The 16,721-nt window shown below is 50.1% G+C and carries 14 protein-coding genes and 1 riboswitch; of the genes, 8 read left to right on the top strand and 6 right to left on the bottom strand.

The genetic code is table 11. The features are described 5' to 3' along the window. Positions 1-183 precede the first annotated feature (183 nt). Positions 184-489, top strand: coding sequence for a DUF3622 domain-containing protein (locus SHEWANA3_RS18200; RefSeq protein WP_011625141.1), 306 nt, complete (start codon positions 184-186; stop codon positions 487-489). Between the two features lie 148 nt (positions 490-637). Here the strand turns inward: SHEWANA3_RS18200 and azu are convergent, their stop codons facing one another. From azu to rihA, 3 genes are all read right to left on the bottom strand, one after another. After that, a complete protein-coding gene (gene azu / locus SHEWANA3_RS18195) occupies positions 638-1,114 on the bottom strand; it encodes an azurin (protein ID WP_011718270.1) in 477 nt (158 codons plus the stop codon). Positions 1,115-1,282: 168 nt separating this feature from the next. Further along, positions 1,283-2,194, bottom strand: coding sequence for a ribokinase (rbsK, locus tag SHEWANA3_RS18190; protein ID WP_011718269.1), 912 nt, complete (start codon positions 2,192-2,194; stop codon positions 1,283-1,285). A gap of 18 nt (positions 2,195-2,212) precedes the next feature. Then, positions 2,213-3,169: a pyrimidine-specific ribonucleoside hydrolase RihA gene (rihA, locus tag SHEWANA3_RS18185; protein WP_011718268.1), complete on the bottom strand. Its 957-nt coding sequence runs from the start codon at positions 3,167-3,169 to the stop codon at positions 2,213-2,215. 207 nt (positions 3,170-3,376) lie between these two features. On the opposite strand from rihA, the gene SHEWANA3_RS18180 reads away from it, so the two are divergent. The 5 genes from SHEWANA3_RS18180 to SHEWANA3_RS18160 all read left to right on the top strand — a co-directional run bounded on the left by SHEWANA3_RS18180 (position 3,377) and on the right by SHEWANA3_RS18160 (position 10,529). Continuing rightward, positions 3,377-4,738 (top strand): hypothetical protein, encoded by a 1,362-nt coding sequence (locus SHEWANA3_RS18180; RefSeq protein WP_244096578.1) that lies wholly within the window; start codon positions 3,377-3,379, stop codon positions 4,736-4,738. Between the two features lie 3 nt (positions 4,739-4,741). Continuing rightward, on the top strand, positions 4,742-6,178 hold the full coding sequence (locus SHEWANA3_RS18175; protein ID WP_011718266.1) for a hypothetical protein: 1,437 nt from the start codon (positions 4,742-4,744) through the stop codon (positions 6,176-6,178). Positions 6,179-6,423: 245 nt separating this feature from the next. Further along, positions 6,424-7,092, top strand: coding sequence for a hypothetical protein (locus SHEWANA3_RS18170; protein ID WP_011718265.1), 669 nt, complete (start codon positions 6,424-6,426; stop codon positions 7,090-7,092). A gap of 127 nt (positions 7,093-7,219) precedes the next feature. After that, positions 7,220-7,450, top strand: a riboswitch (cobalamin riboswitch). Between the two features lie 107 nt (positions 7,451-7,557). Further along, the gene (locus SHEWANA3_RS18165; protein ID WP_011718264.1) at positions 7,558-9,519 is read left to right on the top strand and encodes a TonB-dependent receptor; all 1,962 of its coding nucleotides are present in this window, start codon (positions 7,558-7,560) and stop codon (positions 9,517-9,519) included. 281 nt (positions 9,520-9,800) lie between these two features. Next, on the top strand, positions 9,801-10,529 hold the full coding sequence (locus SHEWANA3_RS18160) for an HDOD domain-containing protein (RefSeq protein ID WP_011718263.1): 729 nt from the start codon (positions 9,801-9,803) through the stop codon (positions 10,527-10,529). Between the two features lie 60 nt (positions 10,530-10,589). Here the strand turns inward: SHEWANA3_RS18160 and SHEWANA3_RS18155 are convergent, their stop codons facing one another. After that, positions 10,590-11,495, bottom strand: coding sequence for a LysR family transcriptional regulator (locus tag SHEWANA3_RS18155; protein ID WP_011718262.1), 906 nt, complete (start codon positions 11,493-11,495; stop codon positions 10,590-10,592). 200 nt (positions 11,496-11,695) lie between these two features. On the opposite strand from SHEWANA3_RS18155, the gene metE reads away from it, so the two are divergent. Beyond that, the gene (gene metE, locus SHEWANA3_RS18150) at positions 11,696-13,966 is read left to right on the top strand and encodes a 5-methyltetrahydropteroyltriglutamate--homocysteine S-methyltransferase (protein ID WP_011718261.1); all 2,271 of its coding nucleotides are present in this window, start codon (positions 11,696-11,698) and stop codon (positions 13,964-13,966) included. 136 nt (positions 13,967-14,102) lie between these two features. On the opposite strand, the gene SHEWANA3_RS18145 is transcribed toward metE, so the two are convergent. Together SHEWANA3_RS18145 and SHEWANA3_RS18140 are read right to left on the bottom strand one after the other, a co-directional pair. Further along, positions 14,103-14,765, bottom strand: coding sequence for a 3-oxoacid CoA-transferase subunit B (locus SHEWANA3_RS18145; RefSeq protein WP_011718260.1), 663 nt, complete (start codon positions 14,763-14,765; stop codon positions 14,103-14,105). A 9-nt stretch (positions 14,766-14,774) separates the two neighbouring features. Beyond that, a complete protein-coding gene (locus SHEWANA3_RS18140) occupies positions 14,775-15,482 on the bottom strand; it encodes a CoA transferase subunit A (RefSeq protein WP_011718259.1) in 708 nt (235 codons plus the stop codon). A gap of 76 nt (positions 15,483-15,558) precedes the next feature. On the opposite strand from SHEWANA3_RS18140, the gene SHEWANA3_RS18135 reads away from it, so the two are divergent. Beyond that, the gene (locus SHEWANA3_RS18135) at positions 15,559-16,500 is read left to right on the top strand and encodes a 3-hydroxybutyrate dehydrogenase (RefSeq protein ID WP_279587673.1); all 942 of its coding nucleotides are present in this window, start codon (positions 15,559-15,561) and stop codon (positions 16,498-16,500) included. Positions 16,501-16,721: the final 221 nt, after the last annotated feature.

Raw genomic sequence — 16,721 nt, 5'->3', positions numbered from 1 at the left:
TCTCGCATGCCGCGTTACTTTTGGGATTCTTACGGCTGTGTGAAAGTGCTAAGTATGAAAATTTTCTCGCAAGCGATCTTTCTGTGCCGAAATCAAGTAAACTGCGCTCCTTTTGTTTTATGATGGCGTTTGTATCGCTTGATAAGACAAACGTGGCAAGCATCATTTAGGAAATAGAGCAGAATGAGCAAGGGTAAAAAATACGATTTTCGCGTCACTCAAGCTGAAAATGGTTGGAAGACGGAAATCACCCGTCGTATGACGTCGACTAAAACAGTAGTGTCGAAGAGCCATGACGGTTTTGCGACCGAGGCCGAGGCACAAGCTTGGGGTCAAGCCGAGCTGCAAGTGTTTTTAGGCACGCTGGCTGAGCGCAACAAGCGTCGCTCAGAGAAACAGGCTAAGGCCAAATTAGCGGCGGCTTTAGCGGCAGAAGCTGCAACCGATGCCGATGATTTTGATGATGAAGACGAGTTCGGCGAAGAATAACTCGCCCGAAGAATACATCTCGAAACAAAAACCTCGAGGGCAAGCTGGCTTATAAGCCAATATGCACTCAACAAAAAAGCGGACCAGAGGTCCGCTTTTTTGTCGTCTCACTTAAGGTATTCCCTTAACTGAGCATTAGGCAATGGGATTAGCCTTGAATTTTAAAGCTACCTTGCATAATCGCCCAGTGGCCTGGGAAGCTGCAGAAGAACTGGTAAGCTTCAGTCGCGCTCATGCCTGCGGTGCTAAAGGTCACAGAAGTTGATTCACCGCCACCCACTAAACCAGTGTGTGCGATAACACGTGTATCACCGGCTTTAACGTAAGCAGCATCGGCGCCAGCGCCCATACCATCGGTCGCAACGGCAGACATATCGGCGGCTTTAGTTAATACCCAGTTGTGGCCCATAGCTGCTTTTGGCAGAGTGCCAGTGTGCGTTAGTGTGAGGGTCACTTCCTTACACGTTGCAGGAACAGACAGCTCTTTAGTGTCAAATTGCATAGCGTCAGTCGCAGCAATCTTGAGTTCACATTCGTTAGCACTCGCTTGGCTGGCGACGAATAATCCTAGGCCGAGTAAGCTAGCGCTAGTCATATTACGTAAAGTGGTGCTTTTCGCTTTCATCTGGTACTTCCTCATTCTGAACAAGGTGGGTCGAGCCGTTTTGGCTCGAACATGCGCTTGCCAGCATAGGCTGAATTCATTAAATGGGAATGAATTCGGTATGTAAATTATGTATATAGTACTTTTGAATGAAAGAGGTCGAGTGCGACAACTTGCCGCACTCATGGGTTAACGTTGGACTTCGTGGCGATAGGGAATCGCGCGCTGGGCGCCTTCTCGGGTAACGGTAATGGCAGAGGCGGCATTGGCAAACCCGACGGCCGCTGCAATTGACATCCCTTCACTTAAACCCACCACTAAGGCGCCATTAAAGGTATCGCCCGCGGCAACCGTATCTATGGCTTGCACTGTCAGCGCCGGAATTAACCCGGTAAAACCGGCACTGCTGATAAACGCGCCTTTACTGCCTAAGGTTATGACGACAGTTGCAACGCCCTGCTGATGTAGCCATTGGGCGGCAAGCTCGGCATCTTCTTCGTTATTGACCTCAATGCCTGTAAGTGCTTCGGCCTCGGTCTCATTGGGAGTAATGATGTCGACCCATTTGAGGTAATCCAACTCCTGACTGGTTGCAGGCGCAGGATTCAGCACTGTGGTAATACCGAGGCGCTTGGCGGTTTGCAATGCGTGGTGAACCGTCTCCATCGGCGTTTCGAGCTGGATCAGTAAGAATTGGGCATTGGCAAACAGGGCGTAATGCTTCTCTAACTCGCTTGGGGTGAGATCGGCATTGGCGCCCGCGGCGATCCCGATGGAGTTCTCCCCATTATCGCCGACAAAAATCAGCGCCGTGCCCGTACTCATATTGGCGACTTGGGTAATACCTTCGGCCTTAATGCCATCCTTGAGCCAGCTTGTACGCATGTCATTGCCGACACTGTCTTGGCCGAGATGGCAGATAAATGCCACTTCCGCATCCCCTTGGCATAAACGGGCACAGGCTACCGCCTGATTGGCTCCTTTGCCACCGTGTTCCAAGCGATAGGCTCGGCTCATTAAGGTTTGGCCGGGAACGGGCAAATACTCAAAATTCATAACATGATCGGCGTTGGCACTGCCTATAACGAGTATGTGGCTCATGGAAGCGTTACCTTAAGTTCATCTGCGATTGAGATAGGTTGGTGTGTAGACCGCTAAACTGTCAACTAACAAGTCAACAAAGCCCTGTCTATCAATGCCGAAGAGCACTGTCGCATTCGCGGGTTTGCCCGTTAGTTGATAGCGGTCGACCACCGTCATCCCCAGTGTTAACTCGCTTTGGGTTTCAATGCCGACCCAGCAGTCTTGGGCATCAAACAGCGCGGGATTGAGTAACCAAGCGATAGTGCAAGGGTCATGCAGCGGCGCGCCGACAAAGCCCCATTTAGGATCTCTATGGTAAATCATAAAGAAATCCAACAACTCGGCGACACACTTAGCCACGGGATTAGCAATAGCGCGAATACGTTCGATATCTTCATCCATGATCTGTGCCTGATGGGTAACATCGAGGCCGCACATGGTGATGGGAATACCGGATTTAAAGACAATGTCGGCCGCCTCTGGGTCGACAAAAATATTAAACTCGGCGGCGGGTGTCCAGTTACCAACCCCGGCGGCACCACCCATCAACACAATGCGCTCAATTTTGGCGTGTAACTCGGCATGGCTGGCGAGTAGCAGCGCGATATTGGTGAGCGGCCCAGTAGGCACTAATGTTACTGGTTTATCGCTTTGGCGGATTTTCTCGGCCATTAGCTCGACCGCATTCACGGCCTGTGGTTGAAAACTCGGTGCAGGCAATGCCGGGCCATCGAGCCCTGTTTCACCGTGAACGTTATCGGCAATCATCAACTCACGGCTTAAGGGTTTAACCGCGCCGCCCGCGACCGGAATATCGCTGCGATTGAGCAGGGTTAAGATCCGCAGGGCGTTATTGAGGGTTTTATCTGGGGTTTGGTTGCCGGCGCTGGTGGTTACGGCCAGTGGGGTTAGCTCTGGATGGGCGAGGGCTAAAATGAGCGCGATAGCATCGTCATGGCCGGGATCGCAATCCAAAATAATCGGACGACTCATACTGTTACTCCTTTAAACAGCGGGAATGGAAACGTAGAATAGCATGCTCAAGTTTGCAGGCTAGGATGTGGCCGAGTCTTTAGGGCAAACTGTGAGCTTTTTCTGATTTCTATCAATAAGCTGCTACAATAGCGCCCCGCTTTAGGCAGAATCAAGTTCTCTAATGCCTTAGCGATCATGGAATGATAAGGAAGTTCTGGCGTGTTGATGAATCGCAGTCAATTAACCTCGAGTGCACCCACGCGTTTTTGGGGCTGGTTAGCAATACTCTTGACCTGTATCCCTCTCCTTTTGATGAGTGTTGCCGCGCTATTCCTTTGGGAAGGGGCGCAAAAGTGGTTTCTGGTCAATCAGTTGCTGGAGCGTGGCGATGTGGCCATAGGTCGAGTGATTGAAACCGCCTATCGCAGTGAGCGCAGTTCGACGGGCGTGTATAACCAAAGATTGATTTGCTTGGCTGAGTATCGCACCGCCAAGGGCAAGCTCGTCCGTCAATGGGAACTCGATGGCGTGAATTGCCAAGCGACCTATCAATTACGGCCGCCGCAGGGCGACACCCCAGGCGCATTAGTGCCCAACTACGGACAAAGTGTTGTGCATTATCTTCCCGAGGCGCCAACACAGGCGAGCGCCGATCTCGAATTAACCCGCGATCGCGCCAAGCTAGATTTGGGCTTTGGCATCGCAGGTATATTAGGCAGTTTGCTTATCGGTTATTTCTGTTTGACGCTATTAAGGATCCGCTGGGCCGAGTCCCGTTATGTGCCAATAATTAGGCGTTTAGGGCAGCAACAGGATTACACCGGGATTATCCGTTTGCTCGAAACCTATCGCCAGCATCCTGCCGCGAATATATTGGTCTGGGAAGCGGCTGAGCATATAGGTCATTGCCCTGAGCTCTATCCGCGTTTGGTCGATTTATTCGAGCAAATGCACACTTCACCGAGCAAAAAAAAGCTGGAATCGGTAGATGAATCTATTGCGATGATAAGCTTTTATCGCTTGAGTTCATTAGGATTTCACTACTTAGCGCTGGCGATGCTCGCCCGTAGTAAACAGACGCTGTCGGCTAAAACCTTAGCCAGCTTTGTGCTGATGACGCGCACTAAGCAGTTGCCCTTTGCATTGGAATTAACCGTAGAAAAGTTAGCGGCATTGAAGGCGCTGTGTGAGGCCAAAGCGCTCAAATTCGGCTTGGCGGATGAAAAGCAATGCCACGTCGATTTTACTGTGCACCTCGATTATTTACTCTACTTAGTAACATTAGTGCTCGACAATACTGCGTTGAACCGCCAAGTGGGGCGCACAATCGGCCCAGTTCAACGGTTGATCTTAACAGCCTTAACACTGGCGCAGGCGTTCGATACTCTCAGTCAAGACAGTGCACAGGCGCTAGATAAACAAATTCAAGTTCTCTTAACCCGTATCGATTCGCGTCAGGGTTTTGGGTACGAACTCAAGCCGCTACTCGAGTCGATATCAGGCAAATTAGCACAACCCATTCAGCAAGCCGCGTTTTCAGTAACCAAAATTTCAGCAACCAAAGTTTCAGCAAATACAGGGAAATAAGTAATGCAGTCTTATCCTATATCACGTCCCTTGGCATTGGTGGCCGCCTTAGTGGCGTTACAATTAACCGCCTGTAGCCAGCCTAAACCCGTAGCCGTAGTCGAAAATGAAAAGGAATCCTTGCTGCAATTTGATAACGGCAAGCTTATCCAGTTTAAGGAAGAGGCAAATCCGAATTATCGCCATATTCCCTGCGATTTACCCGCAGTCGATACTGTGGTGACCAACAGCACGGCCTTCGCCGCATTAACTAAGTCAGGAGAGGTCATCACTTGGGGTGATAGTTTTGCCGGTGGCGATAGTCGCGAAGTGACGCCAGAGCTCAAGCAGGTGAAGCAAATTGTCCCTGTTAAAGATGGGTTTGCTGCGCTGCGCCAAGATGGCACTGTGGTCTATTGGGGTAATGCGGGCAAGTTGAGTCTGGACAAGGCATTGCAAGCGCGTATGACTAATATCACTAAGCTATTCGCTAACCGGGAGGCCGTAGCCGCCCTCGACGCCAATGGTAAGGTGCATACTTGGGGCTACGGACCTTACGGCGGCAATAGTTTGCAGGTGCAAAATGAGTTAGTCGATGTAGTCGATATCTTTGCTAAAGGGCGCAGTTTTATTGCCCTGAAAAAAGACGCCAGCGCCGTAGTTTGGGGGGAGGTTGAAAGTTCGACCAATATGAAGAAGTTGCAGTCGCAGCTGACGGATATTAAACATATCGAATATTTTCAAAATACCTATGCCGCCTTAAAAAAAGATGGCTCAGTGGTGAGTTGGGGCTGGCGCAGTGATGCTTATCCTATCCGCAGCGCTCTTAAGGATGTGGCGAGTCTCACGGCAAACAGTTGTGCGTTTGCGGTGTTAAGTCCAACGGGTGACGCGCATTTCTGGGGCGATGGGACTAACTGTGGCGTCGATTGGATTAAGAAAACCGATATCACAGGCGTGAAAGAGATTATCAGCGTCGGCCCGGGATTCTTGCTACTGCGTGACAACGCCGCGCCGCAAATTCTCGCGGACGATACGGATTACGCCTATCTGTTTGGCTTTCATCATGCTCAAGAGATCCTCGACAAGTATTGGCAGCAGGGCAGCAAAATTACCCTAGGTAAGTCCTCCTTTGCCTTTACGCGCCCCGACGGCAAAGTGGTCCCCGTCGGTTATCGGGCAAACCTTAAAAATGTCGAGCAACTGATTGAACGCATTCCGCGCCTCACTTGGTTAGCGCAGGCAAATGATGGTTTTGTGGGGGTCAGTGAAAAGGGAGAATGGGTCTCTTGGTCGATGAATCTGGGGATGTTTGATAAATCGCCGGTACAACCCGCCGACTCTTTGGTGGTTAAGCCGCTGGAATTTAATCCCGCAGCCCAATGTGAGACTCCAGAGCAACGGCAGGCGATTTTGAGTCAGGCAAGGCCGCAGCGTAAAATCAATTGGTCATTTGACTAACTCATTGTTGGGCATGTAAGGCATTTCTCAGCTGGTGAAGACCCATTCACCAGCTTGTTAATCCATCACCGACCCTATCTTTGGCTGCTATTTACTATTTTACAGTTGTTGTGACTGTATAAGTGTCATTTTGTTTCGCTTTTTAACTGTTATCTTATTTACATCTTCGCTAGAATGCTGGATGTTTTCTATGCAATTTCATATGTCGTATTAACCCATAACAATGCGATACAAGGATGATAATAATGAAATGTATACCCCATATGCAGATGAGGTTATGGCAGGGCGCGAGCGTATTGATGCTGTGCAGCCTAATCGGTTCTGAATCCGTCGAGGCGAAATTGGATATGCCTCGCCATGAGAGCAGTGCTTCCCATTCCCATGTGCTCCCCGTTTTTAGCCAGCAATTAGGATTTAACCTGCCAGAGGGGTGGCGCAAAGCCTACCATGAAGAACGCGCGGGCATGTTTATGGCGGAATTTGTGCCGGAGCAGGAGGCGCTCAATCAATGGAGTGCGCTGTTTTGTGTGCAAGGCTTTAAGGATATGGCCGAAAGCGTCAGCCCCGAGCAGTTTTTAGATGCGATGGCCGAGACTTACCAAGCTTCCTGTGACGGTGAGGTGGTTTACCAAAAGCTAGGGGATACCCAAGTGGATGGTCACGACGGATTTCAAGCCATTCTTGGTTGTACCACTATGCCGAATGTCCATGGCGCGACTCAATTTAATCCAACGGCCTTTACCTCTCATCCCCAGGGCGAAATTGGTTATTACACTGTAGTGAGTGGCGACAAGGATTTGTATTTGCTGCATAAATCGATGCGTGGTGAGGTGTTTTCTGCCGATAAACCTCCTCTACAAGCGGCCAACAGTGCCGACTTTATCTCAGCCTTGGCGCCCTTTTCCTTAAAGTAGTTGTCAGTCGATAGACGGATGATCATGGACTTTCATCCGTATAGACGTCTATAATGCGCGCGCTCAGGCTTGATATGCCACGAGCCTTGTTGGGCGTTAACTGGTTTTTTCGCCCTATGAACCTCATTTTTAGTCAACCTTCTGTGGTGCTTGCGACGCATTCGTCGCGAGATAATCGGGAAGCCAGTGAAATTCTGGCACTGCCCCCGCAACGGTAAAAGGTGAGAGACGACCGCATTCGCTTGGTAGCTCAAGATGAGCCAGAGAATCGAGTGTGCAAAGGTCAGTTTCGCGTTTATCTCTCGTTGAGATAGACATAGCCTAAGTCCGGAGACCGGCCCTAAAGGTGTTTTTGAGATTTCGGTGGGCAGATCTCAAAATGCGATAGTGACTGTCAGTATTTGTACTGAATCAACGGTATCGTGGCGCCAATGCCCCGTTTTCCTTGCAGGAGTTAAAGGTAAAATGGGAACACATCCAACTAAAATCGCGCTGCTGATTGGCAGCCTTTGCAGCTTTTCTGTTATCGCCCCCGCCGTGGCGGCCGATGATGCCAGCGTTGCCAAAGTCGATGAGCATATCGTCGTCATTGGCCGTTCAGACAAGACCCCCTTGAATATTGCCGCCAATGTGAATGTGATTGATGCAGCTGCGATTGAGCAGAGTGGCGCAACCAGCTTGACCGAAGTCTTACGTGGTCAAAGCGGTATTCAGCTGTCCGACAATAACATTGGTACTAGTTTCGCGATGCGTGGCTTTAGCGCTAGCTCTGCGGTTAACAACACCTTGATTTTGCTCGATGGTCGTCGCTTAAATAATATCGATATCGCCGCGCCTAGCCTGAATGCGATTCCGCTCAATTTAATTGAGCGTGTTGAAATTCTATCGGGCAGTGCCGGCGTGCTCTATGGCGACCAAGCGGTAGGCGGGGTGATTAACATTGTGACCAAGTCGCCTGAGAATACGGGCGGCAGCGTGCAATTATCCGGCGGCAGCTTTAATACCTACGAAGGTCGCGGCGATGTGTCGGGCGCCATCAATAAAGATTGGCACTATTTCCTGACCGGTAGCTACAACCAAGGCGATAACTATCGTAAGCATAATGCCAATGAAACTGGCTCTATCTTAGGCCGTATTCAATATAAAACCGCCACAGATTCTTTCTTCGTTGAAACCAGCTATTACGATGATGACCGCGAGAATCCTGGGGCGTTGACCCCTAAGCAGTTCAAAGAAAATCCACGTCAGTCTTCTAATAGCAGCGAATATGTTCATGAGATGACCACTGCGGCGCGCAGCGGTTATCAGCATCAGCTTAACCAAAACTGGGCCTTGGCGGCGGATCTGGATTACAGCGATACCTTAGTGAGCTCATTAAACTGGGGAGCGGGCAGCCATAATACTCGCTCGCTGCTGATGTTTAGTCCTAAAGCGCTTGCTAATTACAGCACCCGTCAAGGTGAGCTAAATCTAGTCACAGGTTTGGATATCAGCCGCGGTAAGGCAGAGTTTGACTCTATGGCGCGCAGCAACGTGCAGGAAATGCAGAGTGCTTACCTGCAAGCCACAGTGCCATTAAGCCACACCTTAAGCTATGTGGTGGGCGGACGTTATGCGCGGGTGACCGACGATCTGGTCGATGGCAATGTGTATCCAAACGGTATCGATTTAGATGAAGATGCGACCGCATTCGAGTTCGGTTTAAATTACCGTCCGAGCGCCGAGCACAGATTCTATCTGCGTGGTGATGAAAACTTCCGTTTCGCTAAGGTCGATGAGCAAGCTTACACCCCGAAAGATGTGTATGGCTTAAAGCCGCAGACGGGCCGCTCCTACGAGGCTGGTTGGGATTGGACTGTTGCTAGCCAAAGCCTACGCGTCAGCCTATATCGTCTCGATTTAGAAGATGAAATCGTCTTCGACCCGAGTGCTGAAAAACCTGTTGGTGGCAGCTTCCAAGGCGCCAACGTCAATGCCGATGCTTCACGTCGCTATGGCGCGAGTGCCGATTGGGATTGGCAGGTCACTCAAGCCCTTACCTTAGGTTTGGAATATAACTATATCGATGCCGAATTTACCGATGGGGTGAATGATGGCAAGCAATTGTCTTGGGTGGCTGAGCATACGGGACGCGGTTACGTTAGCATGGATTTTGCCGAGCATTTCCAAGTGTTTGCCGAGGCGATTTACACGGGCGATCGTTTTATCGAAGGCGATAACGCTAACCAAGGCGATAAATTATCTAGCTATGTTTTAGGTAATCTGGCCCTGAACTATACCCGTGACGCTTGGTTAGCGAGCCTGCGTATCGATAACCTGTTTGATAAAGAGTATGTCAGTTCTGGCTATTATGCTGGTGGAGAATATGACGGCTATTACACGGGCCGAGGTCGTGATATTCGCTTGACTGTGGGTTACCGCTTCTAAGCTTGAGACTAATCGTTAATCTATATAAGGCCAGACTTAGTCTGGCCTTATTATTTCCGTTGTTTGGCTATACGCAGAGAAAAATCCATTTTCTCGGTGTATTCTTTATAAGTTCGCCCTATATTCAGATAGCCTAAGTCGTTGCTTGTGCTGTAGATCACTGCATCTAAAGCATAGTCACAATTATTCTACGACTTAGGGCTGAAATTCTTTGTAGTTTGGGTATGATGTGAGCGGTATTCGAATCATCTTATAGCAAATTAACAGGTGTAAAGTGTCTTATGACAGATCTTGAGCAACAGGTTTTTACTCAAGTGAGAGCCATCATAGCGAATGAAGAGCAAGTGATCGGTCGCCGTGGGATCTTAATTCCACTCAAAAAAGCGATCCTTGCCGAAGGCGACATTCGTAATGTGATCGATATTATTTCGAGCGATCCCGCATTAGCTGCCCATATGTTGATGCGCAGTAATTCGGCGCAGGCTTCAGGCGTCGTAAATCCTAAATCTCGTTCCTTAAAAGACGCCCTGATCCGTTTAGGCCAGGTCAATATTTATCGTTATGCCTTCACCTTCTATTTGAAAGAGCGCCTCGATGAATTACCCCAACCCTATAAGAAATTAGTGCAAGGTTATTGGAAACTCACGGAAAATATTGCTACCGATGCGGTCGACAGCTTAGTCGATATGCCGGATGTTGAAGTTGATCCCGATGAAGTACAAACCTTGGCGCTGTTTAGCGTATTCGGGCAAATCATTGCCTTAACGGCCTTTGCATACTTAAATGCCAGCTCTGAGCAATCTTTCCCGTTAAGCGTGATTAAGTCATTGATTGATAATCAGCAGCAGACCTTAACCATCGAAGCCTTTGAGGCTTTAGATCTCGATCAGGATCTGCGCCAAGAGTTTATGATCGCCCATAATCTGCGTCAGACCCGTAATCAAAATTCTCCCGGGTTGATTCTACGTCGCGTGCTCTCGATGCGTGGCATGTTGCTCAACCCGCTCTAGGAATGTGCCTTTAATAAAAAAGCCTGCGATTGCAGGCTTTTTTATGCTGTTTTTACGGCGCTAATTGGATTTTTGCTGACGCGCTAAGCCTTCGCTGGCCACCAGTTGCAACCAGTTTTGCACTAAGGCCGAGTTCGCGCTGTGGCGGCGGTAGGCACCAAATAGCGGGCGTTTTAAGCCTTCTTGACCCAGTTTAACGGCGGCGAGGCTCAATCCATGTCCCTCATTGATTGACCAGTTGGGCAGGGCGGCGATGCCGTCCTTACAGGCGATGCGTTGCAATAACATCATGGTCAAATCGCAGGTCTTTTGTTCGCCAGCCTCAACACCTGCGGGTTCTAAAAAGTGGCGGTAAATATCTAAACGCGCCAGTGGCACTGGGTAGCTGATTATGGGTAAACGCGTCAATTGCTTAGGCGTAACATAGGCTTCTTTCGCTAAGGGATGATCCTTGGCAACCACTAACTTCACTTCAAAATCAAACAAATGCTGATAGGCGAGCGAGTGCCCCGGCACGGGATCTGAGGTCAGCACTATATCGAGTTCGCCCATTTCTAAGGCATTGAGCGAATCGAACAGGTGACGGCTCGACAGATCTAACTCGGCCTGCGGATGATCTTGCCTAAATTGCTCCATCACTGGCATTAACCAGCGAAAACAGCTGTGGCATTCAATCCCCACTCTGAGCTGATTGGTCTCTGTCTCTAGGCCATTTTTCAGATCCGTTTCCGTTTCTAACACCTTCGGCAGGATCTCTTCGGCGAGGTGCAACAGGCGTGCGCCTTCTTGAGTAAAGGAGAGGGGTTTGCTTTTACGCACAAAAATGGGCGAGTTAATTCGTTGCTCTAACTCCTTAATTTGATGGGAGAGAGCCGATTGAGTGACAAAACGTTTTTTGGCTGCGCCCGCCAAGCTGCCACTTTCCTTCAGTGCCATTAAGGTTCGCAGATGTCTTAGTTCGATCATGATCACTCCAAGTGAATTTCGCTCATGTTGTGCTTGAAATCAATTCGGTTGCTGGCATAGAGACTATCACAATAAACTTCTAGACGTCCAGACGCCCATTGTGATTTATCTAGGCTTAAATGCGAAAAGTTGCCAAGAAAACACCATCAGCTGGGTGCTAGTGCCGAATATGGCTTATCTCAAATAAAGGAAGATATGGTATGCAATTAAACAGTCTTGGTTTTCCCCGTATCGGGCGTCGTCGTGAACTGAAATTTGCCCTCGAAAAATACTGGCGTGGTGAGAGCACTCAAGCTGAACTGCATGAGGTGGCCAAGGAGTTACGTCGTACCCATTGGCAATGGCAAGTGGCCGCAGGGATCGAGCAAGTACCAGTGGGTGATTTTGCCTTTTACGATCAAGTGTTAACCCTAAGCGCGACCCTAAACGCCATTCCTGATCGCCACCGCGGCGAGGGCGCTATCGATCTTGATACCTTATTCCGCGTTGCCCGTGGTCGTGCACCAACTGGCACCGATGCGCCAGCCTCGGAAATGACGAAGTATTTCAACACTAACTATCACTACTTAGTGCCAGAGCTTAAGCAAGACCAAGTGTTCTCTATCGCCTATGAGCAGTTTTTTGATGAAGTGGCCGAGGCACAGGCGCTGGGTTATCAAGCCAAGCCCGTATTGTTAGGCCCTGTGAGTTACTTGTATCTGGCCAAAACCGTGGGTCAGGATTTCGATAAACTCAGCCTATTGCCCAATCTGTTAAAGGCCTATGCCGACATTCTTGCGCGTTTTGCCGCGCAGGGCGTGACTTGGGTACAGCTTGAAGAACCTATTCTGGCGCTTGAATTAACTCACGATTGGCAAGCGGCGATTAGCGAAGCTTATCAAGCGCTTAAAACGGCTCAAGTGAAGATTTTACTCACCAGTTACTATGGGAGCATTAGTCATCATCAGGCGCTGGTTTCCGCGTTGCCGGTGGCGGGTCTGCACCTCGATTTAGTGACTGCCCCTGAACAATTGGCCTTGTTTGCCAATGCCTTAAGATCAGATCAAATTCTCTCTGCGGGTGTAGTTAATGGCCGTAACGTGTGGGCGGCAGAGGTTGACCTGATTGTCGAGCGTATCGGCAGTGTTGCCAGAGACTTAGGTGCGCGCCTATGGATTGGCACTTCCTGTTCACTGCTGCACAGCCCTGTGGATTTAGAGGTAGAGACAACCCTCACGCCAGCGTTACGTCAGCAGCTCGCATTTGCTAAGCAAAAGCTGTTGGAACTGGCCAATGTGCGCCAATTGTTGCAGGCCCCTGAGTCTATCGCCGCTAAAGAGATCGTTAACACCTGTTTGGCACGCCGTGAGGCTAAGGCACAGGCGGCGGATGCTAAAGTGATCGCCCGAGTCGCAGCGCTGACCCAAGCTGACTATGAACGTGTGAGCGAATTTACTGAGCGCCAAGCGGTACAGCAGCGCAAGTATCGTTTGCCATTGCTGCCCACGACCACGATAGGTTCGTTCCCACAAACGCCTGCCATCCGTGGTTTACGTAGCCGCTGGCGCAAAGGGGAGTTAAGCGATGCCCAATATACCGAGCAGTTGCAGCAAGTGACCCGCGATACCATCGACCGCCAACTTAAACTCGGTATCGATGTGCTAGTACACGGTGAGGCCGAGCGTAACGACATGGTGGAATACTTCGGCGAGCAGCTCGAAGGCGTGGGATTTACCAAAAATGGTTGGGTGCAGAGTTATGGTTCTCGCTGCGTTAAGCCGCCATTGATTTATGGCGATGTGAGCCGCCCGAAAGCGATGACGGTTGATTGGGCCGAATTCGCCCAAAGCCTGACGGACAAACCCGTCAAAGGCATGCTAACGGGCCCGGTGACGATTCTACATTGGTCGTTTGCCCGTGAAGATATCAGCCGCGATACCATTGCCACCCAATTGGCGCTGGCAATCAGAGATGAAGTGGTGGATTTACAAAATGCGGGCATTGGCATTATCCAAATTGATGAACCAGCCTTCCGCGAAGGTTTGCCATTAAAGCAAAGCGAGTGGCAAGCTTACTTAGATTGGGCGGTGAATGCCTTTAAACTGAGTGCAGCGGGTGTTGTGGATGAAACTCAAATCCACACCCATATGTGCTACAGCGAGTTTAACGACACGATCGCCGCCATTGCCGCCATGGATGCAGATGTGATCACCATCGAGACCTCGCGTTCACGCATGGAGCTGCTCAACGCCTTTGAAGATTTTGAATATCCAAATGAAATTGGCCCAGGCGTTTACGATATCCATTCGCCAAATACGCCAAGTGTTGAGGCCATGGTGCACCTTATCGAAAAAGCGGCGCAAAAAGTGCCTGTGCGTCAACTCTGGGTTAACCCTGATTGCGGCCTGAAGACCCGCACTTGGGATGAGGTTGAGCCCGCGCTGAAGAACATGGTCGATGCGACCCGCGAATTGCGTCGCCGCCTTGGCTAAGCGCGTGTAATATCCGCAATTAATGCCTCTTTGGCATAGCGTAAAAAACAGGGATACCTAAGATATCCCTGCTTTTTTATTGGCGATTTGAAAAGGCATATTTGAATGCGCACTTGAACCTACTATTTAATGGCGCTTATTCGTTAAACATCATCTCGGGGACATGCTCAGGTACCACCAATTCGCCTGCGGTGAGCTTGATAATCTCCTCGACACTCACGCCGGGCGCACGTTCGAGTAGATGAAACTTGCCTTCTTTGATTTCGATAAAGGCCAAGTCTGTCAGCACTTTTTTGATACAGCCCTTACCCGTTAGCGGCAGGGTGCACTCGGTTAATAGCTTGGATTCACCGTGCTTTGAGGCGTGGGTCATGGTCACAATAATATTGTCGGCGCCGGCGACAAGATCCATGGCGCCGCCCATGCCCTTAATCAGTTTCCCAGGGATCATATAGGAGGCAATATTGCCCTGAGTGTCGACCTCAAAGGCGCCTAATACGGTGAGATCCACATGGCCGCCGCGGATCATCGCAAAGGACTCGGCCGAGTCGAAGAGGGCGGCGCCCCTTGCCATAGTCACGGTTTGTTTTCCTGCATTGATTAAGTCGGCATCGACCTCTTCCATGGTCGGAAAAGGCCCCATCCCTAACAGGCCATTTTCGGATTGCAGCATCACTTCAATGCCTTCGGGAATATAGTTGGCCACCAGTGTGGGGATACCAATGCCGAGATTCACGTAATAGCCATCTTTGAGTTCTTGGGCGACGCGCTGGGCGAGTTGTTCTCTTGAAAGTGCCATAACCAAATCCTATTTGCTGGAGGGGCGGGTGGTTAGTTGTTCAATACGTTTCTCAAAGCTGCCTTGGATAAGCCGATCGACATAGATGCCGGGCGTATGGATTTCATCGGGATCTAATTGACCCGGCTCGACAATTTCCTCCACCTCCACCACGGTTATTTTGCCCGCGGTGGCGGCAAGCGGATTGAAGTTACGAGCGGTTCTGCGAAAGACTAAATTGCCGAAGGTGTCGGCCTTCCAGGCTTTGACTATGGCAAAGTCGCCTGTAATGGACTCTTCAAGAATATAATGGCGACCATTGAATTCCTTGACTTCTTTACCTATTGCCACGTCAGTGCCATAGCCAGTTGCGGTATAAAACGCTGGAATGCCCGCGCCCGCCGCACGCATTTTTTCCGCCAGCGTGCCCTGCGGCGTGAGTTCAACCTCTAGTTCGCCAGACATCATCTGCGCCTCGAAGTTAGCATTCTCGCCTACATAGGAGGCGATCATTTTTTTGATTTGTTTATCGAGCAGTAAGATCCCAAGCCCGTATTCCGTGGTACCGCAGTTATTGGAGACGACGGTCAGGTTTTTGGTGCCCTTGTGCTTGATTTCTTTGATGAGATTTTCAGGAATACCGCAAAGGCCAAAGCCGCCCGCAATCACCGTCATCCCATCTTCGAGTCCCGCTAACGCATCGGCGTAGCTGCTAACCACCTTATTCAATCCAGACATGGAGTGCTCTCTTACGCTTGCTGAAAGTGTGGCGCTTACTATTACCCAATTTTTCGGGCGCTCCTATGGTACTAAGGTGCCAAATAAAACCGCGGCCAATTGCCATATTCTAGTGACATTGAGTCTGGGGGCATTGAGGATGTGCGCCCCGCTATGCTGTGTTCAAGGCATGGGTAAAGACTGTGACTGGATTTTAAAGCATCGGGAGACAAGCAATATGGCGGTTGAACACTCAAGCTTAAAGGGCAAGGTAGGGCTAATCACCGGCTCCACCAGTGGAATTGGTTTAGCAACGGCGCATGTGCTGGCGGAGCAAGGTTGTCATCTGATCCTGCACGGGTTAATGCCAGAGGCCGAGGGGCGGCGCCTCGCTGCGGAGTTTGCCGAGCAATATCATATTCACACTTATTTCAGTAACGCCGATCTGCGGGATCCAGAGAGCATCCATGCCTTTATGGACGCAGGCGTTAAGGCGTTGGGCAGTATTGATATTTTGGTGAATAATGCCGGTATTCAACACACTGAAAATGTTGCTCATTTCCCGATTGATAAATGGAACGACATTATCGCCATTAACCTGTCCTCGGCCTTTCATACCATTCAACAAGCCGTGCCTGCGATGGCCGAAAAGCGTTGGGGCCGCATTATCAATATCGCCTCGGTGCATGGTTTAGTGGCCTCGGTCAACAAGGCGGCCTATTGTGCGGCTAAACACGGGATTGTCGGCTTAACCAAAGTCGTGGCTATTGAGTGCGCCGAGCAGGGGATTACCGTCAATGCGATTTGCCCAGGCTGGGTGGATACGCCGCTGATCAACAAACAGATTGAGGCTATCGCCAGCAATAAGGGTTTAAGTTACGACGAGGCTAAGTACCAGCTCGTCACGGCAAAACAACCCCTGCCAGAGATGCTAGACCCACGTCAGATTGGCGAGTTTGTGCTGTTTTTATGTAGCAGTGCGGCGCGGGGAATTACGGGCGCATCGCTGGCAATGGACGGCGCTTGGACCGCGCAATAGGTTTGGTATTGACTGCAACAGTCCAACATTTATTTTCACTTGCTTGTTAAGACGTTAATAACAAAGGCGAACCTTATGGTTCGCCTTTTCGCATTGGCTTTAGGGGATGGCGGGGGAGACTACTGACAGCAAAAAGCGCATTATCCTGTAAATTCTCACCAATGCCCTGCATAGCACTATTCAGCGAAAGCCGTCTTAAATGATAAGATAGGCGCCAGAAT

The sequence above is a fragment of the Shewanella sp. ANA-3 genome (genome assembly GCF_000203935.1).
In the GTDB taxonomy this organism is placed as follows: domain Bacteria; phylum Pseudomonadota; class Gammaproteobacteria; order Enterobacterales; family Shewanellaceae; genus Shewanella.
Note: the sequence above shows the minus strand (reverse complement) of the source record. Positions and strands in the feature narration are given on the sequence as shown.